The following is a 23,653-nucleotide window of genomic DNA, read 5'->3' as shown; positions in this document are numbered from 1 at the left end:
CTAGCCCTTGGCCCGCCTGTCAGTCGGGGCCTGTATTTCGGGCCGGCGGTCCCCGGCTCATAAAACTCCGGCTTCCGGTGAAGCGGGCACCGGCGGCCCGGTCACCGGTAGATCAGGCGCCTTTAGTAACAAGATCAAGCACCACAATGAAGTAAGAGTTCCGATGCCTTCGCTTCGCTCAGGCATCGGCGTGCATCGCCTCCGAAGGCCCCTCGAACCGACCCCCAGCGCAGCAGCAGCAAGAGGGCGCAGAAGGAGCGGGGTGTCACAGAATCCGGCCGTTGGCGTTCCCCCATATATGACGATGCGATCCATGCCCACGCGCACGATGCTTCCGCCGAACCTGACCCGGCACTTCTACGAGACCCGCCGGGCGTTCCTCCAGAGCGCCGGACAGGACTCCACCCCGTGGTTCCAGCTCTCCCCAGTGGAGCGCGCCGTCGTCGAGTCGGAGATGGAGATCTTCCGGCAGTCGATACGACGGGCCGAGGAAGAGCAGGACCTGCTCGCCACCCTCGACGTCACCAGAACGGCTCCCGTCGACGAGCCGGCCGCCGAGGAGACACCCGAGCCCGCGACCGCCGCACAAGCCTCGAAGCCCTGTGACTGCCCTGGCTGCTCCGCGGTCGCTGCAATCCTCAAGCTCATCAGGGCACCGGCGGAACGCCTCGAGACCACCCTCGGGTGGGAGGCCGACGGCAGCGGCAAGGGCGCACCCGCGGTCGCCTTCCGCATCCTCCCTCTCGGCACCAAGTCTTTGGACACGCCGCTGAGCAACGAGGAGAAGGCCCGCGTCGAGAAGGCCGCCCGGGAAGCGATCGACCGTTGGAGGGCCCAGGGCAAGCCGCTCGATGGCGTCACCGCCGTAGGCGAGCCCACCGGATCGTGGAGCTTCGGCACCCAACCGATCAGCCTCGACGCCCTGTTCCGTGAGCCGTCCCCGTTCGCCGGCATCCGCCGCGACTTCTGGCAGAAGGCCTCGCCTGGCGCCGACAAGGCGTAACAAAATCCAGCGCGCGACGTACTACAGAGTGCGCTGGCCGTCTGACCCCGAGATCCCCCCTCGGGGAAGGCACTCCAGCACCGCACCCCCGGCCGGGGTGACGGCCCTACTCCACCTCCCCGGTGCAGGGCCCGTCACCCCGGCAGCAGACTTCCGGCACGGGCACCCCTTCTGACAGGCAGGGCGGGTTCGTTGGTCAGGATCGTGCCGGAACCTCGCGGTCTGGCCGTGGTCTGGGCATGGGCCCGGCCAGGCCGCGACACTAGATACCCGCGGGCGGCACTTTCCCCGGCATGGCCCGCACGCAGCTCTCGCCCACCGCCCGCCCTCGCGTGGTCCCACCGGCCCGGGAGCTGCGGAACGGGCGTCGGCCGGGCGTCACGTCCCGAGACGCCGCCAACGTCGCTGACATCTTGCTCCGCGCCCCCGTGCCCGCCCGGCGCCGCGCCTTCAAGTACGACATCACCGGCCGCGAGCGGCCGCACGTCATGCGGGAGGTCGAGCGGGCCACGGGCTCGATGTACGGCCTCTGGCACGACACGCCCTCCGGGTTCATCGAAGATGTTCTGGGGGAGTCCATCTGGAGCCGTCAGCGCGAGATCGTCGACGCCGTCCCGGTCAACAAGCGCATCGCCGTCCCGGCCGGCTTCGGCGTCGGCAAAACGTGGATCGCGGGCAGGCTCGTCGCCTGGGCCGGAGCCGTCAACGCCCCCGGAACCATGGTCATCGTCACCACCGCGACGAGATTTCGGCAGGTCAGAAACCAGCTCTGGCCGCACATCAGGAAGACCGTCGCCCGCGCGGGCCTGCCCGGCTACTGCGACACCACCCAGTGGAAGATCCCCGACCAGTGGGGCAACGACGTCATCGTCGCGTACGGCTTCACCGCGCCTGAGAACGACGAAGCCGCGATGCAGGGCATCCACGGCACGCCGAAGTTGCTCATCGTCGTCGACGAGGCCGGCGGTATCGCCCGCACGATCGGCAACGGCACGAACAACCTGCTCACGGGTGACGCGCGGATGCTGGCCATCGGCAACCCGGCGATGGACGATCCGCGGTCCTGGTTCGAGACGCTGTGCGAGGAGGGCGAAGACCCCGAGGAGTCGTCCACGGTCACGATCCCCATCGCGACGTTCGCCTCCCCAGCCATCACGAAGGAACCGGTCCCGTACTGCAACGACTGCCCCGACGGTGTCCCCTCGCACTCCCTCGCCATCCACCTCCCGGATCAGGACTGGGTGGACCGCACGATCCGCGAGTACGGCGAAGACCATCCGTACGTCATAGCCAAAGTGCACGCCCGCTTCCCGAAGGGCGGCGGCGGCCTCGCGATACCCGTGACCTGGGTCGAGGAAGCCCAGAACAACGACGACCCAACCGGGCCCGGCTGGCACCGGCTGTGCGACCTCGGTCTGGAAAGGGAGACCGCCAAGCACACCGTGCGCGAAGGCGCCTGGGTCCGCCTCGGCGTCGACGTCGCGGCCGACGGTGGCGACGAATTCACGATCTACAGGGCCGTGGGCGACGCGATCGAGATGCGGCACGCCAGCTCCGGCATGGCCAACGACAACCAGGTGAAGGTCGCAGAGACGATCTTGGAAGAGATCCGCGCGGCGCAGCGCCTCGCGGACGCCCTGAACTCCCCCCACCCCGTCCGCGTGAAGATCGACAAGAACGGCATCGGCTACGGCGCCACCAGCATGATGGAGGTCTGGGCGGAGAACGGCACCCACCAGGCACAGATCGTGGGCGTCATGGTGTCCGAGTCCCCCTCGCAGGACGACCCGGGAGCGGTCATGCGCCCGTACCGCAAACGGGACGAGATGTGGCTCGCCACCAGGGCGCTCCTCCAGCCCGACCCCGCGACCGGAACCGGCCGACTGCGCCTGCGCCTCGACCGGCAGGCCGGCATCCAGCTCTCCACCCCGAAGCTGGGGTCGAACACCGCCGGGTACAGCATCATCGAGTCGAAGAAGACGATGAAGGCCCGCGGCATGAAGTCCCCCGACCGGGCCGAAGCCGCCCTTCTGGCCGTGTACGAGCCCGAGCCGCTGAACCAGCCACGCCGCCGCGGCCTCCTCAACTGACGGCACGGCCGGATAACGGCTGACTGAGATGCGAGGAGCCTCATCCAACTGACGTGTCGCCAATGCGGACCCGCCGTACACGCTGGACGAGATCGTAGACGCGTGGATTCCGCAACCAGCTGGAGTCCTCGTCACGCGCCTGAGGGAAGCTCAATCGGAGCATGTCCTGGAGGGTATCCTCCACTTTGGTCGTGACCGGAGGTAGTTCGAGCGCGTTGAACTCCTCCTCATCGAGCGGGCGTGGCCGGCCAGACCGAATGACAGTCAGCCGAGCCTCATCGGGGTCCGGTGTGAACAGCACGGCCGTCGTCCAACCGCAGCCGACTCCTCTGGACCCGAACGGGGTGCGAGCGATTCCGGAGAGGTGCCACTCCACGACTGCTGTGCACCACTCGTGATCGCCGATGCGGTAGGTCTGGACGCTCTCGACTGAGCTGAAGACAACGTCTGCCAGAATCCCGTCGACCGCTTGGGTGATCAAGACCGCCCGCCCATCGAGATCCGACACGACAGAGCATTCGAAGGGGAGCTGCGTGTGCATGATCACCGCTGCCTCTTCCGCAATCTGGTCCTGTGCTTGGGACGACTTCAGGATGGCGAGCACCAGCGCCTCATCCGTCGTGGCAGGCTCCGTGAAACGGGCAGCGATGTCGTCCATGCTCGTCAGGTGCACAAACCTGCTCTCCATACCCGCGATGTCCTCGCGCATAGGAGACGGGTAAGAGGTCCCGTCGCCGAAATCCCGAACATTGGCGCTGACGAAATAGACCATCTCGTCGGGGTGCTGGCGCGCGTACTCCACCGCGGTCAGCCAGATAGCGGCATCGCGAGAACCGGTCTTCGTCCCCTTCGCGGTCTTGCAAGGCGGCAAGGAGTTCGCCTCACGGAACACTGCCTGGCGCAAGGCCCCTTCGCTCGTCGGGATGGTCCCGACGACAGTGCCCCACTTCTGACGCCAGTGGTCGCGGATGCTATCCAGTTCGACTGAACCAAGCTCCAGCTCCGGCTCCAGCTCCCAGGGAGTGACCTGCTTCAGGGCTTCCAGGGCTTGGGCGGCCGCTTCGAACTTCTCCTGGTGCTTGATGGCTTGTTGAGCGGCAAGTTCCTCCATGACCATCCAGGGAACTGCCACCACCTGGGCGTTAGCACCGAGGATCGCGCGCAGTAGGTCGGCGCTGCTGCTCTCGGGGCTGAAGGTCCGAAGGATGCTCGTGTCCAGAATGATCAAGGTGATTCCCCTCCCGTGCTGTCTGATCAAGGGTCCCAGGAAGCCGGGGAGAGCTGCATCGGATATCTGTGTTGTTGACGACTGCATCCACCCACGCGAACATGCCAGCCTCGGACGCCTTCACGACTAGGTGCAAGAACTCGTCGCTCGCGGCGTGCAGCAGCCGACGCGCCCGGCATCCGGGCGGGGCTCAAGAAGCAAGTCGCCTGAAGGCCCTCAGAGTATTGGTACGGTCCCCACATGGATCTCGCCCAGGTTGCGGCTCTCTCCGTGTCCCTGACGGCCACCGAGCATGACCAGGTACAGCGCGCAGCGACGGCCGCCGGTCAGAGCGTCGAGGACTTCGCCCGGGACGCCATCCTTGGCGCGGCCGCGGACCCATTCCTTGCCGCCCTCGAGCAGGCGGTCGACACCGTCACCGCGCGCGCCGCCGAGGACCAAGTGAGGCACGACTACGCCGGCTGACACCGCTCGCAACAGGACTGTCCGGGTTCCGTCCGCATCAGGCAACAGCACTCCCCGGCTGATCAACCTCCCGGGAAGCTGCCGCCGTGAACACGTTCCTTGAAGCCCTCGCAGGGCAGGTGGACACCATCGTCAACGGTGTCATCGCCCTCGGCAGTGGTCTGGTGATCTGGTACCTGACGAACTGGTCGCGTGACCGCGCTGATCATCAAGCCGAGCTGGCTGCCTTCCGCGAGCGAGCTGACGCCCTGATCGTTGCTGCCGTTGACGTCCGGGCCGCCGCCGCCATGAACCGCCGCCTATGGGAGCACCCTTGGGAGGTGTTGAGCCTGGTCTTCACCGTGGCCTGCGCGGGGAGTGGCGAGGCCGCCCGCGTACGCGTCCTCGGCGGTAACAACCGGGATATGTTCGCGGCCGGCCTGGGCGAGGCTGCACGGATGAGCCTGCGCCAGGCGCACGCCAGCAAGACAGCTCTGGCCGCCCTGCGTGCACCCATGATCCGAGTCCACGAGACAGCAGCCCCCTTCCTACGCCACGCCGATGAGCGCGTCGTCGAGGCGACGAACGAACTGCTGGAAGCCGTCGGGGACGTCAAGAACAGTGCCAGGCTCGATGCGGCACTCGCAGCCTTCGGGCGAGTCGTCGTCGCGGTAGCCGAACCCCGTCCGTCTCGTTGGGCACGCCTGCACAACCGAATGAGCCGCCTGTCGTCCAGGACGCCGGAGAACTAACGAAAGCACGAGAAAGGGCCCGGGTGAGCGGTACCGGGCGCCTTCGGCCACCGTAGCCGTGCAGCCGTCCGCCTCCACCTGCGAAGCCCCCCGCCCCTCGAAAACCCGTGGACCGGGCCCGGCCGTGGCGACTACGGTGATCCACGTACGCCCCGGGTCCGCCTCTCAACGCGATGCTGCCCGGGGCACAGCCATGTACGGGCCCGGAAAGCCTGCGGGGCCGACGGAGCGTGTCCGTCGGCCCCGCGGTCGTGGGGTGCCTGTGCGTCAGGCGGTCGGGTACGAACCAGTGACGGTGATGATCTCTGCCTCCACAGCCCCCTCGGCGTCGCCGTACAGGTGCTCCACGTTCAGCACCGCGGCGCCGTTCGAGGGACTGGTGACTCGGATGCGGTCGATCTGCGAGCCGTCCGACCCAGCGTAGATCTGTGCCTCACCGGTCCAGACGCCGTGGTCCGCGTCGCGGCCGTCGAGGCTGGCCTGGAAGACGTACCGGACACCGGCCGCGGCCGGGACCGGCAGGGTCAGACCGAACCCGGCGCTGGACGCCGAGACGGTCTCCTTCTTGGCAACGATCTGAGCCGTGAAGGTGCAGACGCCGTTCGCGTTGACGTACTTGCCGGTGCCGGACGTGCCGTCGACGCCGGCGACGTTGGTGAGATTCGGGGTCCAAGAGGTTGCAGCCATGTGCGCACTTCCTTCGTGCTCGGAAACGCTGCCCCGGGCGGGACAGCCGCCGAACAGTGCGCGACTCAGCGCCCTAACGTCGCGTACTTATCAAGCGAGGCTCTGACCTGTGGGTTTCTCCTCCGGCTCCCGCTGGACACGGTGAGTCCGCTCTTCATCCACCATCCGCACGTACTCCCCGCAACCCGCCGTGCTCCGCATCGCGATGCCGTCATGGAAACCGTCGACCTCGACAAGCTCGTCCCGCCCACCGCCGACGCCCTCACCGTCCTCGGCAACGCCGCCGCCCGCTCCCGGGCCTTCCACCTTCCCCCACTGAGGCGATGAACGACGTCGAGGAGCAGATCGCCGCCACCGGCCGGGCCCGCTCCACCGTCCAGGCCGTCCTCGCCGCCGCCCCGAACGGTATCCCCGGGCGACGGCGCGCCCTCGATGCCTGTGGGAGCTGCACGACGACCCGCGTGCGGCGATCGGCGTCCTCGCCCTCACCGCGGCCGCGATGCGCGCCGTGTTGCCCGTCCCAACCTGAGCACATCGAAGGGGGCCCGTACGCCGCTGTACGGGCCCCACGGTGCCCGGGGTCACTCCTGCGCCTGAGCCTCCGGGTTGTGCGTCGGGACCTTCTTGAAGGGGTCCGCGGCCGCGCTCTTGACCGGTCGGACGTACCGCACCCGGGGGATGCGCGAGCCCTTCTTCCAGCGGCCCGCCTCCTCAAGTTCTTCGTCCGTCGCCCCGTTCATACCGAGGTCGGTGGCGCCGCCAGCGCGAAGGCTGTGGGAGGACACGGGGCGGCCGTCCGTCTTAAGGCCAGCCGCGGCGAACAACAGCTTCACCCGCTCGTTGACGGTCTGCGGCCGCAGGTATTCACCGCGCTTGGTGGCGGTTTTCGCCCGGGTCTCCGACGAGGGGACGGTTCCGTTGCGCTTGACCTCCCGGAAGACCGGGCCGGTGGTGATGCCCTGCTCAGCGAGATAGCCGACCCAGCGGCGCATCCGGAAGACCAGCCGCAGGTCTTCGCGGTCGTGCAGGTAGAGGGTCTGTTCCTCGCCCTTGTGCGTCTGGTCCTCGGCGAGCCACACCGTGACCATGTCGTCCAGGATCGTCAGTTCCCCGAGGTCCAGGTCGACATCCTCGATGCTGCGGCCGAGGAACCGGTACCCGAAGGCGAACATGGCCGAGTCGCGCCAGCCGATCGGCCGGTCATCCGCCTCCGCCTTTTCCATCATCGGCACCAGGTACGGCAGTGTGATCGGGAACGCTTCCTTCCTCCGGAGCGCCCGTTTGTTCTTCTTCCGGTAGTGGTCGAGGAGCAGCAGATACAGGCTGTTGTCCGGTTTCTTCCCGGCTGGCATGGACGTCCGGACCAGCGACATGTAATGCCGGATGGTGGTGACCTTGAGGCCCCTCGCCATGAGGTGACGGCCGTACTCTGTATACGTTGCCGTCGTACACGGCTTCGCCACCCACCCCTGCTGTGCACACCACGCCTCGAACAGGCGCATCGCCGTACGCCGCTGCGGCGAACCCTCTTCCTCGGCTTCCTTGAGGGCGATGCTCATTGGCCGGGGACGGGCAGTCGCCACGCCTCGGGGAAGTCGACGTTTCGGGCGTACCGCTGCAGGAGGATGCGCACCGCGTGCCCGTACAGCTCGGTGGGCCGGAGGAAGCCGAGCAACTGCTCCTTGGCGTCGAGGTCGGCGAGTACCGCACATGGGTCCTGGCGCTCGATGTGTTCGCCGACGGACACATCCCCGTCTCCCGGGAGTCGAGTCGGGAGGATGGCGACCTTGCGGCCTTGGTCGTCCTCGATCCAGAGGCGCCAGTCCTGGGTGTTCCCCAGCTTCCAAGTCCCTTCGGCGGCCGTGGTCTCGGCGATGCAGCGTTCCTCCGACCAGACGTCGCGGAGGTACTGCACCATGGCGTCCACCTCCGGTGAGCCGGTCGGCGCCGGGGCCGGATCCCTCCGTACGGGCTTAACCGAGGACGCAACGAAGGCATCAACCCACTCGTCAGCGCCCTCCGGCGCAGGGTGCGGATCGATCAGGCGGAGCATCGTCCACTGTTCCGTGGGTACCGGCCCCGTCCCGCCAGCGGTGAAGTCCTCAACCGACTTCCGGTTGTTCACAGCGACACCTCCCAAACTTGACCGATGGAGCCAGCCTTGGGGTGGCGCTCGAAGCGGGCCGTTGGCTTGAGGTTGCAGTCGGGATAGTTCCGCCACACCGGGTGCAGTCCCATGTCCAGGCGCGAGAACCAGAGGCCTTCCAGCTCGTAACCACGACTGGGGTCGCTGACGCTCTCGAGGGAGAGCCGCGTCACGTAGAACTCAGGGTCGACGCACTGCTTGTTGCGACACCGCACAGTGGCGTGTCCGCTGAAGTCGGCTCCGTGGCGCCTGACCACGATGCGGACCTCTTCGTCGTGATCGTTGAGGCAGGGCGCTGACTCCAGCAGTTCCTCGAGCACCGCGCGGCGCAATGCGATCAGCCCGAGTCCATCAGCTTCCGCCGCGCTCCACGCCGTGCGGGCAGCATGCTCGATCTCGCCCACACCTGTAGCGGTGGTCATCGTCTCCAACGCGTCTCCCTTGATGTCGGTCCTCATCACAGATTTCAGTCGCCGGTGCCCTGGCCTGCGCACTGAAATCTTCCGTGCGGTGACTGGCGGGCGGTCGGGCGTACGAAAGACTTCAGCGTGCAGATCTGACAGTGCGCACCGCAGACTCGCCGGACGCATGGCCTGGGTAGGCCGGTCAGTGCTGCTCATCGTGGGTTCGTTCGGTCGGGGCCTGCTCCGCAAAGGCGTCGCTGGCATGGTCGTAGACGACCCTCTCGCGCCTCATGTACTTGGTGCCGCACTTGAAGCACAGCGCTTTCCCGTCATCCTGCGGGTTGTCCGCGGTGGCCACGTGGAAGACCAGCGTGCGCTCGTCGCCCACCCCCCGTTCTCCCGACGCACAGTCCTCGCACGGGATGACTTGTCCGTCGTCTGGGCCTGTGACCAGCACGACGTACTCAGAGGCCAGGTCTCGGGGCGTCCAGGCTTGCAGGCAGAAACGGCACTGCGGTTGACTGCCTACGAGTACGGCGAACTGCCGACAGGTCGGGCACATAATGGTGTTTTCTAGGAGTTCGCCCTTGAGGTCCGCATCGACGTCCCGCATGCGATCTGCGACAAGGGAATCGATGTTGCCCAGGACGGCCCGGATGCGCCGCATGGAGGTGTCGAACTCCTCGTCGAAGTCATTGGTAGGAACGTGCAGCTCCTCCTCAATGAACTCGATCAAGAAGGCCAGCACTTCGGCCGAACGGGATTCCACCACGAGCGCGGGCACGGAGTGGCCGTAGTGCGTGAACGCGTTGCGTGTATCCCCCAACCGCTTGATCGCCTGTCGGGTCTTGTCGCTGATCTCGACCTGCGCGATGTCGCGCAGCCGGGCGATGGCGCCGTCCACCGTCGTGCTGTTAAAGCTGCCGGCCTGAAAGTTGGCGAGGGTCGCCTTCCCGGGGTCGGCGAAGACGAGGCTCCAGTGTTCTACCTCAAGCCGCGCCTTGAGCAGGACCTCTGTGGCGGCGTGGAGGTGCAGGACTCCGTACTTGAGGTCGCGGTCGGCAGGAAAGAGGTCGCGATGCCTGCGGGCCGTCAAGTGCTCCACTGCGCTCAGAAGGTAGTCGATCCCGTTGCGGACGGGGCGGAAGGTGACGTCAGGGCGCTCAACAATGCGTCGGCCAAGGGACACTCTGTCGTAGGGCACCCCATCGAACGGATCTCTGTTACCCATTCCACCCCCAGGCTGATTGATTGCCGGTCCTCGCTGTCTCTCCCTCTGAGCCACGGACTGTACGTCCAGGGCGCCCTGCTCAACGCGTCTGCGTACTGAAGCGTTCGGTGCGGTACTGAAGGACCGACTGAAATCTTCCGTGCGCTACTGAAGTCTGCCGTGTCAGCCGACACTTGACCTCGTTCTGACGCTGGATAGATTACCGACACACCATATTTGTTGTCGGCTACTTTTGAGTAACCCCGTAGAGTCTTCCCCGAAGGGCGGAGAGCACCGCCCGAGTCCCGAACGAAGGAGCACCGCCATGGCGGGCTACATCAACGGCGCCCAGCTCAAGCGAGACCACAGCGGACTGTGCGACATCTGCGCTGCCGACGGCCGGCCCGGCACCGCCGACGACCCGCTGGTGAAGGCGACCGACGGTTTCCGCGTCCACCTCTCCGACACCACCGACCCGGCCAGCGGCTACTACGGCCAGCAGCAGAGAAGTTGAGATGCGCGCCAAGCTGCGAATCCTCGCCTGGGCCCTCGGCCTCCTGGCCCTCGCGCACCCCACCCTCGCCTCGATCGCGCTCGACGTCCTCGGCATCGCCGTCGCCATGGCAGCCGCAACGGTGGTCGGCGTCGTCGGCTGGACCCTGGCGAACATCTCGTTCACCCTTACGGCCGCGTCCGTGCTTCTCCTGCTTCGCGCCTTCCCGGGCGTTCCGCGCTGGTTCTGCCATTCGTGGGTCGCTTCGGTCGCTGCCATCGCCCCCGAGAAGGCGTAATAACCCCCCGCGTTCGAGCCGTTCGATTCTTCGCTCAGAACGATTCTCCGCTCAGCCCCGATTTGCGCCGCGCCTCGATCGCGCGCTCTGGAATCCCCGTGAGCGCACCCGTACGGCGCCATCCGGCGCAGAGCACCGCCGGAGTCCCGAAGGAAGGAACCGCTATGTCCCGTCGTCAGGTGATCACCGTGTCACTGCCCCCGCCCGAGCCTGAACCGGCGTACGACCTGTACCAAGAGCTAAGGCATGAGGCCGAGTTGAGGAGCCGTCCCCCGCTGGGGCCGGATGACCTCCGCCGCATGACGGAGGCGGTTGCCCGCCGCGGCCGCGACTGGTGCACGGCTGTCCTCGGGCGAGGCTTCCCCGGCGTCGACCGGATCTCCAGCGTGGACGGCTGGATGCTCGTCGCGGCCGACGAGCTGAACCTCGACCCTCCGCTCCCCCGCCGGATCGTCGAGGAGCGGGAAGCCGCGGAGGAGCGGCGGAAGGCTCAAGCGACGCTGGCCGCAGCGAAGTTAGAGACAGAGAAGCGCCGCTGGAACCTGGTTGCCAGCGCTGGGCCCGTCGTCCTGACGGTGCACGAGAACACCCGCCACACCGGTCCGGACGGCGCCACCCGTCACGCCGTGCCCCCGGCCGACGTGGTCTCCAGGAAGGCGCGGAAGCACCCCGCAGGCAGGGGCCTGTGCGAGACGCCCGGCCGGGCCAACCCCCTGCACCTGGGCGCCGCCGTCGACCTCCCGCCCAACTGCGTGCGCTGCCTGGACTACGCGGCCAAGATCCGCGCCGCGAACGCCCCGGCCCCGCCGACGAACGCTGAGGCGGCCCTGCTCCGGCTGATCGCCACTGGCGTAGTGGTCACCTTCCACGTCCGTGGCGGCTCGACGATCCGGGACACCAGCCACCGTAGCCGCGCCGCCTGGGGACACCTGGGCCGGAAGCTCGACAACTCCGTCCGGAAGCTGGAGAAGAAGGGCTGGGCGAGACCGGACCAGGAACGGAGCGCGACGCAAAGGGCAGGCTCCGGCCACCTTTGGCGGCTGACCGAAGCCGGTACCGCCGCCCTGGAGGGCTGACCATGAACCGCTCCATCCGACTCGCCGCCGTCGCCGTCCTCGGCGCCCTGGTACTCACCACCTGCTCCACGTCGTACGCGTCGGGCCCAGCCGGCAGGGTCGTCGAGAAGGACCGCGACACCTACAAGGTAGGGACGACGACCATCACCAAGCGGTAGCTGACGACTGAAGCGGCCGACGGCACCCGGACCGAGTTCTGCGTAAGCAGCGCGGATTACGACCGGTGCTACCGGGGCTCTGCCTACCCCCGCTGCCTCCAGCGAACGGACCGCGACTGATGGTCGCCAGGATGACCGCGGCGCGGTACCGCGCGCTGATGGCTTCGCGCCGGGGCGGCCAGACCGCCCCGGCCGCCGCGGCGAGGAAGAAGACCGCCCCGAAGAAGCCACCCCCGGACCCGCCGGCCACCCCGCCACCGCCCGCGGTCGAGCCGCTCCTCGTCGGCCTCCCCAGCCCAGGACGGCACTGGACTTTGCTCATGCCGTACGCCGAGAAGATGCTGACCAGCAACAAGCGGTACCCGCACTGGAGCGTCGAGCACCGCATCCGAAAGCGGCTCCGCGCGGACGCCACCAGCCTCATCAAGCCCATGGATGTCCCCCGTCTCCAGCACGCGGCGATCTACTACGTGCTGCACCCGCGCAAACTCAACCGCTCCCGGGACCCCGGGAACTGGGCGCCGACGGCGAAGGCGTACGTCGACGGGTTGGTGACCCCCAACCCGGATCTGCCCCATCTGCGGCACCTGCTGCCGGACGACGACCACGAGCATCTACTCGGCCCGTACCCCCTCATGGGCGCGCCCGTGGAGACCGGATTGGCCCGGATGTCCCTCGTTATTGTCGAACTGCACGGGCCGCTGACCAGCGTAAAAGGCGAAACCGTAACGGGAACCGGCATTCCGACGTACAAGAGCTGAGGGCTGGCCCGCCCTCGCCGGAACAAGGAGATGCCCCTCCATGAGCACCAGACACCCCGTGTCCCTCCAGGTCTACGACCGCAACGGCGTGCCCGAGCACACGCCGATCTGGGACCGGACCCACTCCGTCAACATGGTCATCGCCGCGTTCGCCCGCGGAGGAACCCTCCTCGACCGCGACGGCGTCGACGTCCACCTCGCCGAGATCGCCGACAAGGCCGCGTGCTCGCTGCTCCGCGACCGCTGGAAGAACGACTTCCCGGTCGCAGCCTACGGCGAACTGCTCTGCACCATCGCCGCCCTGCGCGGCCTCCTGGGCTATTCCCCCACGCCCACGGCCGTCGAGGTCTTCGACTGGGCCCGGGTGCAGAAGCAGAAGGCTGCCGAGGGGATCGACGGCCCCGTGCAGGACTTCGTCATCCAGTTCCTCAACGGGCCGTGCTCCGGAGTGATTCTGACGTTCCCGGGCGAGATGAGGGGGCCAGGCGGGGAACCCGGCCTGTCCCTCACCGTCCCGATCGCGTGGGGCGACGACACGGACCCTGGCCGCGGGGAAGCCCGGTACGAGCGGATCGAGAAGCCCACGAGCGAGGGATTGTGGCTGTACCGGCTGGCCAGTGACGTCCCCGACGGCGCCCGCCCCTACATCACCGTCCCGGAGCGGAAGGGCGGCCGCGCGTGATACCCCTGCTTACCGCCGTCATCCCATCCCCGGCTGCCGACGCCGCGCACGACGCCGCGCACGCAACCGCCGCCCGTTTTCGTCAGGGCGCTTACTCCGTGACGTGCCCGGAGTGCCACGTCCCGGCCGGCGTGCTCTGTCTCGCCCGACGCAACGTGCACGCCGCCCGCAGGAACAAGTACCTGCAGAACCCTGTGACCACCGGCCTCGTGCCCCTCCTCGTGGCGCGTGCCCGATGAGCGACACCACCGCGGCCGAAGCCGCCGAGAAGGCCGCCACCTGGGCGCACTGCGCCGAGGACGCCAACAAGTACGCGCACGAGCATGAGCAACAGGCCAGGAAGTACGCGATCCAGCGGGACAGCGATAACGCCACCACCTACCAGTCGCGTGCCGAGGAGTGGGTGCGACTCCGCGGCACGGCCGTGGACATGGCGAACATGTGGGCCAACGTCGCCGGCGCCCTCCAACTCGCCGAGCTGGGTGAGCGCTCGTGACCACCATCGCCGTCGAAGCCCCGGCCGCCCCGCCCGAGTGGGACGGCCGCCTGGTCGTACGCGCCGCGGGCCGCCCCGTCTTGCACATCGGCGCCGAGGGCGTCACCGCGCCCACGGTGCCCGTGTTCACCGTGGCACTGGAGTGCGCGTCGGACGCCGAACGGGCCCCGGGCGTACGGCCGTGGGACGGGCCGGTCACCGCGGCGAGCATCTGCCCAGCCTGCCTCCGTTCCCTGCGCGGTGAGCCTGAGCCCGAGGCGCCCCGCCTGATTCCCGCCGGCGTCGCCGAGGCCCTGCCTGAGCCTGTCCCGGAACCGGTCCACGGCGGCCGTCATCTGCAAACCGTCCCCGACCTCCCGGTGTACGCCGAGGCGCCCCTGCCCGCCGAGCACGGCGGCCGCCCGATCACCTGGTCCCGGTGGACGACCGCGCCCGTCATCACCCACCACGACCCCTCGTGCGAATGGTGCGGGGACTCGGGCCCCGGCGAGATGGCCGGCGGCCGCCAGGGCAACCAGATGTCCCGGACCGATCCTCTGCGCCGGTACATCGCCTACCGCTGCATCGCGTGCCAGGAGATGACCGCGTACGAGCAGGTCGGCAGAGACCTCCAGACCATCACACACCACAAGTCGCGCGCCCCGAAGGACTGCAACCAATGAGCACCCCCCACACCGCCGTGCCCGACGCGGCACCCGCCGCGGAGGAGTTCGCCAAGCTGGAACAGCGCATGGCGCTGGTCGCGTGCGGCGTCCGCGACGGCAAGACCCAGGCGTGCGACAGCCACCAGCGGAAGGGCCCGGTCCTGCTGCGGATCGCCTCGACAGGCGCCGTCGACGCACTCGCCATGGCCATCTGCGGCTCCGAGCACCGCGGTTGGTGCACGGCATGCGTGGAGAAGGCCACGGAGATCATCCGGATCTACAACGAGGGGACGCAGTGACCACGGCTGTCGCACTGCAAGACGCGGAGATCTTCGACGTCGACGGGACGCTCGTCGACGTCTCCGGCATCCGCCACCTGATCAAGGGCCCCGGAGGGTTCACCGCGTTCCACCGGGCCAGTGCCTCCTGCCCGCCGAACCAGTACGTCGTCGACGCGGCCCGCACGGCGCACGCCAGGGGCCAGGCCGTGCTCATCATGACCGGCCGGGATCGGCGCTGGGAGCGCCTGACGTCCATGTGGCTCGCCCTGCACGACGTCCCCTCCACCGGCCTCTGGATGCGCGGCCGCGGCGACTACCGGCCGGACTACGTCATCAAGCGGGAGCTGCTGCGCTCCGTCCGTCGGCAGTACAACGTCCTCCGGGCCTGGGACGACAACCCGAACGTCATCCGCCTATGGAGCGAGGAGAACATCCCCGTCGAAGTGGTTCCTGGTTGGGTGCACGAGCAGTGAACCAGCCCGGAAACCACGAGATCACCACCATCGACCCGGAGCTGGGGGAATTGCCCTACGCGCTCCCCCTCGAAGGCTGGAGCGGCATGACGTTGCACTGCCAGGTCGACGCCATCGGCCCGTCCGACCGACACCCCGACCTCGTGAAGCTCGAGGTGTCGTTCCCACCCATGGCGAGGACCCGGCCAACGCTTCCGCGTGCACAGCCCGGCATCAACTCCCCAACGTGCGGCCCGACGACTACCGAGCAGCACCTGCGGAGGCCGGGGTGCTGCGGTGCGTGAATTGCAAGGAGCACCTGGGCTCCGCCCCGCGGCCGCGCCCCTCGCCAATCTCCCCGAGATTGGCGAATTTCGGCGAGAACTTCCCATCTCTCCGAATGATCGGCACAATGGCGGCTGTTGCTGATCCAGAAGGGGGTACCGATGCCGGCCGAGACCGACTCACCACGAGTCCTACGGCTCACATTCGAGTTCCACGTACCGCGCGGATTGCGCGTCAACATCCGGAACGAACGCCGCTTCGAGGCCGTACAAGCCCTGATCGGTGCGGTGCAGAGTCTCGCTGGGCAGGTTTTCCCGTGGGCAGACCGGATGACCGTCCGGCACGAGTGGTCCTACGCCTGGTGGGACGAGACTGCGGAACGCGAGTTGCCGACCACGGACAAGAACACGCCGAAGAAGTAACCGCGGGCCAGCCCACCGCGACCCCACAACTGAATACCTGGCGCTACGGCCAGACCACCCACCGGCGGAGAGCACCGCCGGAGCCGTAGCGCGCCCGCTTCGACGGAGGGCCCTGGCCGGTCGGCCGGGGCCCTTGGCGTGTCCGTGTCGGACCACCGTGCAATGATCCTTCGTCATGGGGAGACACACGTGGGGAAGGGCGGCCGGCGCACTGGTCCTGGCCGTGACCGCGGCGGCCGCGAGCGCTTGCAGCAACTCGAACGACGAGGGTGACGCGAAGCCGACCTCGAAGGCGAAGACGGTAACCGTAGAGGCCGCGTCCACCACGTTCCAGGAAGCGGTGACCAAGTTCGACACAGACGGCGGCTGTCTCGAGCAGGAGCCGGGTACGTGCTGGGACCAGATGCAGGCGCTCATGGAACCCGCACGCGACCTACGGAAGGCGATGAACGCGGAGAAATCCGTAGGCGCCGACTTCTGGACCGAGGCGTACACCCTGATCGACGCAATGAAAAAGGGCATCGAGGTGGGCGAGGACCAGGGCGTTCCGGCAGGAAGCGCCACGGAGCTGACGAACCGCGACGATGTCCTCGGCTCCGCGCACGACCTGTTCGACTGGCTCGATGCCCACCCGATCAAATAGCAGGTGTGGAGCACTGCGAGAAGCTGAGGTTCACATCAGCGTTCGAGGAGCCCTAGGCTCCTCGAACGCCGATCTTCTTACTGAGCGCCTTCGCGCAGATCCGCAGTCAGCTTTTCGGAGATCCGCGCGCACCGGGCGGCGTACTCCTCCAAGTGCTGAGTCTCGAACGTCTCGGCGTCCCAGTCCTCTTCCCGGACCTCTCCGTCCTGCCAGATGTATGCCCATCCTCTCTCGCCGTTGGCGAGAGGGATCTCCAGCAGCTCGTAGCGGCGATCCTCGAACGCGTCGAGGATCGCCCATTCCTCATCGCTGAGGCCGGTGAGCAACATGCCGGCCGCCGCGCCGCCGAGCGCATTGACGACGAGTCCGGGGTAGACCCGCCCTTCGAGCGCGGCGGCGCGCCACCCGGGCGCAGAGGCGGGCGTGCGGGCTGGTATTCGCCCCAACAGGGCTTCAAGGACATCATCGAACTGGAGTGTGCCGTAGCAGAACAGCCGGTCAGGGTTTTGCGCTAGTCGGTCCCGATGACCAGAGTTCTCCGGGGCCGGGCGGGGCAGGTTGATCGTTTGCGTCATGTGCAGTCCGGTCTTCAACGGGGGGAGGGCAGGAACATGGCGTCGTACAGGGGTGACTCTGGGGCGTGCTTGATCTGCCCCATCACCTTGTACCCCCACCGTAGGTAAGCATCGTGAGCTGGCTGGTTGTCGATGATGCACGTCAGAGTCGTGGCGCTCTCCGCGCGGCCCGCGATGACGGTGTCGTGGATCTGCCGCCCCACGCCCTGATTCTGGAACTCGGGTAGCACCATCAGCTCACGCAGCCAGAAGACCTGGCCGGCCTCGGCCAGCTCCCCCAGTTCCTTCGGCCTCCGGTCACCGAGGGAGACCCACCACGGCTTGTCGGCTGGCAAGGTCGCGCCATGCACGTAACCGACGATCTGACCACCGCGTTGGGCGGTCACCGTCTCGAAGCCCGCGGTACCGAACGCAGCTTCCAGGCGGTCGCGGAAAGACTCGACGGAGAAGAAGGGGTCACCGGCGTATGAGGGCGTGTCGTAGACCTTCGCGTACACGCCGACCAGTTCATCCGTGATGGCCTTGGCCGACGGGCCGTCATGTCGGTGGAACTCCACATCCACTGTGTGCTCTCCTTCGCTGCACTCACGCGACGTTAGCGCGGATCTGTTCGAGTAGGTCCCGTACTCCACGGCTCTTGTGGTGGGGGGCCAGTCCGTCATGGACGATCTTCAACTGCTCGATCGTCCTTGCGGAAGACATGCCGCTGCCGATGAGACGTAGGGACTCGGTCGTGGCGGCAACGCTGTGCTCGATGTCTCCGTTTCGCAGGGCCGCGACGGACAAGCGGCCCAGGCACATCCCTCGATTGCGTGAGTGGGCTACGTCCTGGAGGGCTTCGGACCTCGCCAGGAGCTTCTGTGCTCGCGCGCCCTGCCCGAGGTCGAGACGGCACATGCCTTCCAAACATGCCATCTCCGCCTCGTTCAGGAAGGTCGACCAGTCAGGGTCACGTTCGTCGGGTCCGCGTTCCCACTCCTTCCAGGCCCGCCTGATGGTGGCCTCGCAGTTGAACTCGTCCCCGACCCGGGCGTACCCCTGGGCCTCGCGGATCGCCAACAGGGCAATGACGCGGCTGGGTGCCTGCCACTCCTTAGCGTGGGCCTGGGCCAGACGGGCGCAGCGCACCGCCTCGCGGCCCTTCCCTTTAAGGTCCACGGCCTGGCGTGCCATGTTGCTGAGGGTGCGGCTGGCGAGGACGTCATCGCCTGTGGTCATTGCCGCGTTCAGGGCCTCGGAGAAGTATTGGCGGGCTTCGACGTGAAGGCCGGCGTCGTAGCAGAACCATCCGAGCGAGGTGGTGTACTTCCCTTTCACCACGTGGAGTTGCTGCTCTAGTTCATCGTCGTAGATGCCGTGGTCGATCATGCGGTGGACCCAAAGCAGCAGTGCCTGGGTTGGGGCCCAGAGGCGGTTTCCGCCGAACTGTTGGTCCTGGGCGTCCATGTCGTCAGCGGCATGACGCAGCACATCAACCTCTGCCGCTCCGATACGCCATTCAACCGAACTGGTGGCGCCTGCCGGAGTCTGGGCGAGCCAAGGCGGAGCCGCCACGTCCGGGGCTTGGTCCTGGGTGAGGAGAGGCACGCGCGTGAAGACAGGCGGGCTCGGGTTGGTCGGCTCGCCGTGGTCGCGCGGGCGGAGGCCGAGTTCCTCGAGCGGGCGCTTCCAGTAGGCGGCTAGGACCTTCCGCGCATCGGCGTGGGGCCACGGTGGCGGCTCGTCGTTCTCCCACTTCTTGTACTGCCGAGTGCTGAACGAGGGGCGTTTTTTGATCTTGCCTTCGACGCAGAGGCGCGCGGCAAGGTCTGCGAGGCCCTGGACCACCTCTTCCTGCGTGCGGTTGAGCCTGATGCGTAACCGCTTCATCTCGCGCATGGACACCCCTCGCCGTTCCTGTCGTCCTCACGGTAATGGCTGGGCGGCTGCCTGCGTGAGACATCGTCAACTAAAAGCCCAGGTCAGGGCGAAAGTGCCCGTGAAAGGGCACCTGGAAGGCACGTAGAGGGCCCACAGACGGCATGGGAAAGGACCTGGTCAGGGCTTCCACACTTCGCTGCACTAGGTCACGCCACACGCACAGTGTGTGCTGCCCCGTGGAGACCTGGAGGTCCCCCGATGAAGACCCGCATCGAGATCGGCGAGAACAGGAACCTGTCCGCCTGGCTCGCCGCGGCGACTTCAGACCCGGGGGTGTCCCTCGACCGGTGGGCGCTGCACCCGCACCTTCCTCGCCGCCTTGAGTGCGGCGTCCTCTTCGATGTGGTGCTGGCCAAACAGGCTCTCGTCGAGATGACCTTTGGCATCCTCCGGGGCTACGGACAGCCCCTCGGCCCAGCCGTGGTTCTCGCAAACCTCGGCTCCGCCGCGATCCTCGTACCACCCGGCACCGCCGATTGCTGGCGTCCCCTGATGGCCACGTCCCAATGGCCGGACAGGTTCCCCCGCCCGGTCTGCCTCGGGCGACAGGGCGAGCACAAGATTCAGATACCCGCCCCGTCACCGCGGCCTGACGCGACTACACGGTGGCTCGAACCGCCGGCCGACGACCTGGTGCCCGGACGAGGGCCCCTACTCACCAGCCCGGCCCCGCTGGCGCGCTGCCTGACCGAAGCCTGCACCATCCTCGCGCCTGCCCCACAGCAGACCTCCTTGTGCAGGGCTGTGTCCGCTGCCCGGTTGGCATGGCGCTCTCCCCAGAGGACGTGATGACGACGACAGCCGTACGGACGCCTCGCGCGGTTCTCCGCCGCGACGGGGACGTAATGGAAGAGACATTCCCCGTCGCACCCTGCCGACGGGGTGAGCCGCCCCGGGACGAGGACACAGTCCGAGTACGCCGCATGCGGCGGATCGCCGCAGCGAAGCTGAGGTATTGCGGCCTTGAGCCAATGACCGATGACGTCTTGGTAATTGTCTCCGAACTCGTGACGAACGCGATCCTGCACAGCGGCACCAGGGAAATCACCCTGACGCTCACCCTCCGGAAGGGCCTCCTCCGCATCAAGGTTCACGACGGCATGGAGGGATGGGCCCAGCCTAAACAGGCAAACAGCAACGCCGAGTCTGGACGAGGCCTTGAGATGGTCGAGCGGCTGGTGGAGGAATACGGCGGGGCCTGGGGTATCAGCGACGACCGCGCAACCGTCTGGTGCGACCTCCCCGCGAGGGGAGAAGACCAGTGACCTGCCCTGTCCTCGTTAGCCGGGTCAGCGACGACGTGCCCCGCTGGCACCACCCTGTGAAGCCCGCAAAGCGGCTGGAAACAGCGGCCGTTCAAGCAGCGCTGACGAAGATTCGCGCGTGGAACCCATACGACGGGGATGCCTGGCTGGACGACGTGGCGGACGCACTCGATGACGTGCCGCCGGCCGAAGACGCCGCGGACGAACTGGCCCAGCGCCTCCGCGGCTACCTGATGCAGCTCGTAGGCATCGCCATCCACGCTGAGGCGGAAAAGCATGACGCCGCGGTGACCACGCTCATAACGCGGGCGCGTGAGGCCCGAGAGATGGAACTGCCGGGCGACTACCTCAAGACGATCAACCCCCTGCGGCGCATGGGCTGGGCCGTCAACGAGCTGCTGGATGCGCTGGTGGCGATTGGCTCCGTGAAGCAGCCCGACTCACTGGCACAGCGTCCGGGGAGCACCCTGTGACTGCGCCGGCCGCGGCCCGGCTCCCCCTGAGCCTTCGCCCAGCACGCCACAGGTCGCAGCCCGCAGGGCACAGAACTTCGCCCGCCTCCTCAAGAGCTTGCTCCAAGCAGCTTCAGAGGTCGGCGAGGAACAGGCGCACAGGCGCCGGCACCCACACCATCAGCACGCCACGACGAAGGACCCCACCAGATGAAGACCTGGCACGCCGTACTCCTCGCAGTTGTCGGAGTCGCCCACATCGCGCAGAGGCAGGTGCACCAGCGGCAGCAGGCCGAAATCGCCGTCACACAGCTCCACCAGGACTGGCTGGGCCAGCTGATCGAACGTCCCCACCTCGCGGTGCAGTGGGGCCTCGACGGGATGAATGAGGAGGAGATGGTGCATACCCTCAGCGCCAATCAGCAGCTCTCCGCCCTGGGATTGCGGGACCGGCTGGGGCTCCTCCGCGGGCCTCGGCTGGACTTCGTCGCGGATGCGTTCGTCCAGAAGCAGATCGGCCGACGCTACTGGGACAGGTGCGGTGCCTACCGCGAAGAGGAAGCAGCGGGTGACAGGGCCGCCGAGCGCTTCTGCCGGGCCCTGAAGAACGCACGGAGGGCCTACCCGAAGACCGATCCCGTGGGTGTCTGACCCGGAGGATGGCGTGCTCCGCGCGCCGCAGTGCGTGCCCGCCACATAGACCGCCGTCCGGCGGACCGGTGCCCGTGCCCGGACCGTTGGACGGCTCAAGCCCCGGCGCGGGGCGGATCCTCAAATCCCCCGTAGAGGAGCGCCCCGCGTCGGCCTGATGTCCACGACACGAAGAATCCGTCCAGGAGCCCCGGATGTGTGACCACCAGCCGCCCTGCCCGTTCGCTGACTCGCCCGGCCGGGATGCCGCCGTGATCGTGGCGTTCCACCCGGAGCAGGGCTGGAGCCTGCTGTGCAACGGGGTGCTGCTCTTCGAGGACACGGGGGAGCTGCTGCCTGATGGGCGGGTCATTCCCCCCACTCGGCCGCTGAGTTCGCTGGACGCGGCGTAGCGCGCTTCCCGATCAAACGTTCCGTTTCCACACCCCCCGAAGGTTCGATGTCTTACCACGATTCTCACGTCAGCACGCCGGAGAGCCTGCCGAGCGCAGACCGCCCTGTGGGAAGGACCGAAGCTCCCCGCCGGGCGCGGCTCTCCCGGGCCTTCGCCTCGCCGACGCGGCCGACTCCACAGAGCGCCCGTGCTGATGTGTGGGCCCTCCTGCTGCTCGCATGCGCGCGGCCGCTGTGGATTTCCCTCACCGACTTCGCCGCACTGTGTGGCCTCTCCGTCCCCGGGCGCGACATCCTTGTCGAATGTGTCGGAACCCTCAGCGCCTTGGCAGCAGGCGGATGGTTGATGTTTCTGGTGAGGGCACATCACTCGGCACTCCGGATCAGAATCGCCGCATTGTCTGCGCTTGCCCTCGCAGGCCCGGCGGCCCTGCTGCTGACCACGGAGCTGTCGGGGATCATTCAAACGTTGGCGGCGACGGTCATGATGACGTGGCTTGCGTTGGAAGTTGTCATCCATCACGGCGTGACCGTGCAAGGGTTCGGACTTGGGCCCTCATCTGCGCGCCGCGAAGCCGGTATAACGCTCCCTACCACGATCTATTTGGTTCATTACATAGCGGCCTGGGCTGCCACTTTCATCATGACTTACCTGACACGAGCCCTGCCGACGGCACTGCCAGCCATGCAGGGTGATCAGGCCGTGGCTCTCGGCTGGGACACCAAGGCGCTCGCCATCTCCAACATCATCTACACCAGCGCCATGGAGGAGGTACTGATCGTCGGCGCGGTGTGCGTGCTGTCTCAGGCAGCCCGTCGACCGGTGTGGCAGATGTACGCCATCAGCCTCGGGTTCCGGGTCATAACCCACTTGTACCTCGGGCTCCCTGCTCTCGCCCTTTCGATATTGGGCGCTGTGGGCCTCTTCCTCTATCACCGATGGGGTCGACTCCAGCCGCTCGTGTTGGCACACCTGCTCTTCGACCTGCGCAGTGTTTTCCCTATAGCCACCATCTTCTGACCGCCCCAGCCAGCGTTTCGACGACACCGGTGAACTCCTTCCGGACGGGCAAATCACCGCCCCGCCCCGCCCGCACACCACGCCGACGGCGCCCCCCCCTGAAGCGAGAGCACTCCACGCGCACTTATCGATCGCACGACCGGAAGGCAAATCGTTGACCAGCCGACAGCCTGGTTATCGGGAGTTATCTCCTCGCGAACGGGAGGTCCTCCGCCTGATAGCGGACGGCAACACCACCAAGCAGGCAGCCAGAGCGATGAAGGTGGCCCCGGCTACGGCGCAGAGGCATTTGGTGAACGTGTCCGCCAAACTCGGGACCACCAAAGAGCGGGCCGCGATGGTGCACCGGGCCTATACGCTCGGCCAACTCGATCCCCCAGAGCATTCTGTGCCCATTTCGATCACGAAGATCCCGCCTGCCGAACGAGACATTCTCAACGGTCTGGCGAACGGATGGAGTTTGGCGGAGGTTGTTGCCAGCAAAGGGCTTTACCTCCTTACCGCGCGCGACGACGAGCGCACGCTCAAGACGCGACTGGGAGCAACCAACACCGCGCATCTCATTACGCGCGCTTGGCAGCTCCGTCTACTCGGTCCGGAATCGACGTCTACGCCAAATGGACCCGCTACCCATACATGAAGGCCCGGAGTGCCCCATGATTACAAGATCCCCGACGCTCCTGCCGGTCCGCTAATGCGGCCCCCTACTGGCTTGCGAGGA

General features: G+C 67.3%; 31 protein-coding genes. 22 read left to right on the top strand and 9 right to left on the bottom strand.

All coding sequences use genetic code 11. From position 1 onward, the window contains the following. Positions 1–313: 313 nt before the first annotated feature. Positions 314–1,003, top strand: a complete 690-nt coding sequence (locus ACFV9T_RS31055; protein ID WP_385445773.1) for a hypothetical protein — start codon at positions 314–316, stop codon at positions 1,001–1,003. Between the two features lie 293 nt (positions 1,004–1,296). Next, positions 1,297–3,093: a hypothetical protein gene (locus ACFV9T_RS31050; RefSeq protein ID WP_385445772.1), complete on the top strand. Its 1,797-nt coding sequence runs from the start codon at positions 1,297–1,299 to the stop codon at positions 3,091–3,093. A gap of 40 nt (positions 3,094–3,133) precedes the next feature. Here the strand turns inward: ACFV9T_RS31050 and ACFV9T_RS31045 are convergent, their stop codons facing one another. Then, positions 3,134–4,321, bottom strand: a complete 1,188-nt coding sequence (locus tag ACFV9T_RS31045) for a PIN domain-containing protein (RefSeq protein WP_385445771.1) — start codon at positions 4,319–4,321, stop codon at positions 3,134–3,136. A 240-nt stretch (positions 4,322–4,561) separates the two neighbouring features. Between ACFV9T_RS31045 and ACFV9T_RS31040 the strand changes: the two genes are divergently transcribed. Both ACFV9T_RS31040 and ACFV9T_RS31035 read left to right on the top strand, forming a co-directional pair. Then, complete coding sequence (locus ACFV9T_RS31040) at positions 4,562–4,786, top strand: hypothetical protein (protein ID WP_385445770.1); 225 nt, start codon at positions 4,562–4,564, stop codon at positions 4,784–4,786. Between the two features lie 86 nt (positions 4,787–4,872). Next, positions 4,873–5,517 (top strand): hypothetical protein, encoded by a 645-nt coding sequence (locus tag ACFV9T_RS31035; RefSeq protein WP_385445769.1) that lies wholly within the window; start codon positions 4,873–4,875, stop codon positions 5,515–5,517. 267 nt (positions 5,518–5,784) lie between these two features. Here ACFV9T_RS31035 and ACFV9T_RS31030 read toward each other — a convergent pair whose 3' ends face one another. The 5 genes from ACFV9T_RS31030 to ACFV9T_RS31010 all read right to left on the bottom strand — a co-directional run bounded on the left by ACFV9T_RS31030 (position 5,785) and on the right by ACFV9T_RS31010 (position 9,958). Continuing rightward, positions 5,785–6,204, bottom strand: a complete 420-nt coding sequence (locus ACFV9T_RS31030; RefSeq protein ID WP_385445768.1) for a hypothetical protein — start codon at positions 6,202–6,204, stop codon at positions 5,785–5,787. A 581-nt stretch (positions 6,205–6,785) separates the two neighbouring features. Continuing rightward, positions 6,786–7,763, bottom strand: a complete 978-nt coding sequence (locus tag ACFV9T_RS31025) for a tyrosine-type recombinase/integrase (protein ID WP_385445767.1) — start codon at positions 7,761–7,763, stop codon at positions 6,786–6,788. Then, on the bottom strand, positions 7,760–8,122 hold the full coding sequence (locus tag ACFV9T_RS31020; RefSeq protein WP_385445766.1) for a DUF6221 family protein: 363 nt from the start codon (positions 8,120–8,122) through the stop codon (positions 7,760–7,762). Before ACFV9T_RS31020 ends, ACFV9T_RS31025 begins: the two co-directional genes overlap by 4 nt. A 203-nt stretch (positions 8,123–8,325) precedes the next feature. Beyond that, a complete protein-coding gene (locus ACFV9T_RS31015; protein ID WP_385445765.1) occupies positions 8,326–8,808 on the bottom strand; it encodes a hypothetical protein in 483 nt (160 codons plus the stop codon). 148 nt (positions 8,809–8,956) lie between these two features. Further along, positions 8,957–9,958 carry a hypothetical protein gene (locus ACFV9T_RS31010; RefSeq protein ID WP_385445764.1) on the bottom strand — a complete coding sequence of 334 codons (1,002 nt, stop codon included), beginning with the start codon at positions 9,956–9,958 and terminating at the stop codon, positions 8,957–8,959. Positions 9,959–10,289: 331 nt separating this feature from the next. Here ACFV9T_RS31010 and ACFV9T_RS31005 point away from each other — a divergent pair, with 331 nt between their 5' ends. The 12 genes from ACFV9T_RS31005 to ACFV9T_RS30950 all read left to right on the top strand — a co-directional run bounded on the left by ACFV9T_RS31005 (position 10,290) and on the right by ACFV9T_RS30950 (position 16,655). Beyond that, positions 10,290–10,478, top strand: a complete 189-nt coding sequence (locus ACFV9T_RS31005; RefSeq protein ID WP_385445763.1) for a hypothetical protein — start codon at positions 10,290–10,292, stop codon at positions 10,476–10,478. Between the two features lies 1 nt (position 10,479). Continuing rightward, the gene (locus ACFV9T_RS31000) at positions 10,480–10,755 is read left to right on the top strand and encodes a hypothetical protein (protein WP_385445762.1); all 276 of its coding nucleotides are present in this window, start codon (positions 10,480–10,482) and stop codon (positions 10,753–10,755) included. A gap of 299 nt (positions 10,756–11,054) precedes the next feature. Beyond that, entirely contained in the window at positions 11,055–11,831 is a 777-nt protein-coding gene (locus ACFV9T_RS30995; RefSeq protein ID WP_385445761.1) for a hypothetical protein, read from the top strand. 2 nt (positions 11,832–11,833) lie between these two features. Further along, positions 11,834–11,989, top strand: a complete 156-nt coding sequence (locus tag ACFV9T_RS30990) for a hypothetical protein (RefSeq protein WP_385445760.1) — start codon at positions 11,834–11,836, stop codon at positions 11,987–11,989. Positions 11,990–12,120: 131 nt separating this feature from the next. Continuing rightward, on the top strand, positions 12,121–12,750 hold the full coding sequence (locus tag ACFV9T_RS30985; RefSeq protein ID WP_385445759.1) for a hypothetical protein: 630 nt from the start codon (positions 12,121–12,123) through the stop codon (positions 12,748–12,750). A 40-nt stretch (positions 12,751–12,790) separates the two neighbouring features. After that, complete coding sequence (locus tag ACFV9T_RS30980) at positions 12,791–13,432, top strand: hypothetical protein (RefSeq protein WP_385445758.1); 642 nt, start codon at positions 12,791–12,793, stop codon at positions 13,430–13,432. 235 nt (positions 13,433–13,667) lie between these two features. Then, complete coding sequence (locus ACFV9T_RS30975) at positions 13,668–13,928, top strand: hypothetical protein (RefSeq protein WP_385445757.1); 261 nt, start codon at positions 13,668–13,670, stop codon at positions 13,926–13,928. After that, the gene (locus ACFV9T_RS30970; protein WP_385445756.1) at positions 13,925–14,590 is read left to right on the top strand and encodes a hypothetical protein; all 666 of its coding nucleotides are present in this window, start codon (positions 13,925–13,927) and stop codon (positions 14,588–14,590) included. The genes ACFV9T_RS30975 and ACFV9T_RS30970 overlap by 4 nt, the downstream gene beginning before the upstream one ends. Next, the gene (locus ACFV9T_RS30965) at positions 14,587–14,871 is read left to right on the top strand and encodes a hypothetical protein (RefSeq protein WP_385445755.1); all 285 of its coding nucleotides are present in this window, start codon (positions 14,587–14,589) and stop codon (positions 14,869–14,871) included. Before ACFV9T_RS30970 ends, ACFV9T_RS30965 begins: the two co-directional genes overlap by 4 nt. Next, positions 14,868–15,326 (top strand): hypothetical protein, encoded by a 459-nt coding sequence (locus ACFV9T_RS30960; RefSeq protein ID WP_385445754.1) that lies wholly within the window; start codon positions 14,868–14,870, stop codon positions 15,324–15,326. Before ACFV9T_RS30965 ends, ACFV9T_RS30960 begins: the two co-directional genes overlap by 4 nt. A 401-nt stretch (positions 15,327–15,727) precedes the next feature. Further along, positions 15,728–16,012, top strand: coding sequence for a hypothetical protein (locus tag ACFV9T_RS30955; RefSeq protein ID WP_385445753.1), 285 nt, complete (start codon positions 15,728–15,730; stop codon positions 16,010–16,012). Between the two features lie 223 nt (positions 16,013–16,235). After that, on the top strand, positions 16,236–16,655 hold the full coding sequence (locus tag ACFV9T_RS30950; protein ID WP_385445752.1) for a hypothetical protein: 420 nt from the start codon (positions 16,236–16,238) through the stop codon (positions 16,653–16,655). Positions 16,656–16,732: 77 nt separating this feature from the next. On the opposite strand, the gene ACFV9T_RS30945 is transcribed toward ACFV9T_RS30950, so the two are convergent. Genes ACFV9T_RS30945 through ACFV9T_RS30935 form a run of 3 tightly spaced genes read right to left on the bottom strand, consistent with a single transcriptional unit; the run spans position 16,733 to position 19,108 of the window. Beyond that, on the bottom strand, positions 16,733–17,248 hold the full coding sequence (locus ACFV9T_RS30945; protein ID WP_385445751.1) for a gamma-glutamylcyclotransferase family protein: 516 nt from the start codon (positions 17,246–17,248) through the stop codon (positions 16,733–16,735). Beyond that, positions 17,245–17,793 carry a GNAT family N-acetyltransferase gene (locus ACFV9T_RS30940; protein ID WP_385445750.1) on the bottom strand — a complete coding sequence of 183 codons (549 nt, stop codon included), beginning with the start codon at positions 17,791–17,793 and terminating at the stop codon, positions 17,245–17,247. The genes ACFV9T_RS30945 and ACFV9T_RS30940 overlap by 4 nt, the downstream gene beginning before the upstream one ends. Before the next feature lie 22 nt (positions 17,794–17,815). Next, entirely contained in the window at positions 17,816–19,108 is a 1,293-nt protein-coding gene (locus tag ACFV9T_RS30935) for a hypothetical protein (protein WP_385445749.1), read from the bottom strand. A gap of 806 nt (positions 19,109–19,914) precedes the next feature. Here ACFV9T_RS30935 and ACFV9T_RS30930 point away from each other — a divergent pair. From ACFV9T_RS30930 to ACFV9T_RS30905, 6 genes are all read left to right on the top strand, one after another. Then, positions 19,915–20,415 (top strand): ATP-binding protein, encoded by a 501-nt coding sequence (locus ACFV9T_RS30930; protein WP_385445748.1) that lies wholly within the window; start codon positions 19,915–19,917, stop codon positions 20,413–20,415. 56 nt (positions 20,416–20,471) lie between these two features. Continuing rightward, positions 20,472–20,888, top strand: coding sequence for a DUF6415 family natural product biosynthesis protein (locus ACFV9T_RS30925; RefSeq protein WP_385445747.1), 417 nt, complete (start codon positions 20,472–20,474; stop codon positions 20,886–20,888). Between the two features lie 189 nt (positions 20,889–21,077). Continuing rightward, positions 21,078–21,518, top strand: coding sequence for a DUF6082 family protein (locus ACFV9T_RS30920; protein ID WP_385445746.1), 441 nt, complete (start codon positions 21,078–21,080; stop codon positions 21,516–21,518). A 194-nt stretch (positions 21,519–21,712) separates the two neighbouring features. Next, entirely contained in the window at positions 21,713–21,910 is a 198-nt protein-coding gene (locus ACFV9T_RS30915) for a DUF5999 family protein (protein ID WP_385445745.1), read from the top strand. A gap of 197 nt (positions 21,911–22,107) precedes the next feature. Then, positions 22,108–22,932 (top strand): type II CAAX prenyl endopeptidase Rce1 family protein, encoded by an 825-nt coding sequence (locus ACFV9T_RS30910; protein ID WP_385445744.1) that lies wholly within the window; start codon positions 22,108–22,110, stop codon positions 22,930–22,932. Between the two features lie 154 nt (positions 22,933–23,086). Further along, entirely contained in the window at positions 23,087–23,572 is a 486-nt protein-coding gene (locus ACFV9T_RS30905; protein WP_385445743.1) for a LuxR C-terminal-related transcriptional regulator, read from the top strand. Positions 23,573–23,653 lie beyond the last annotated feature (81 nt).

The sequence above is a fragment of the Streptomyces sp. NPDC059850 genome, assembly GCF_042731515.1.
Lineage (GTDB): Bacteria > Actinomycetota > Actinomycetes > Streptomycetales > Streptomycetaceae > Streptomyces.
The sequence above is the reverse complement of the archived record's forward strand: the minus strand, read 5'-3'. Positions and strand labels throughout refer to the sequence as shown.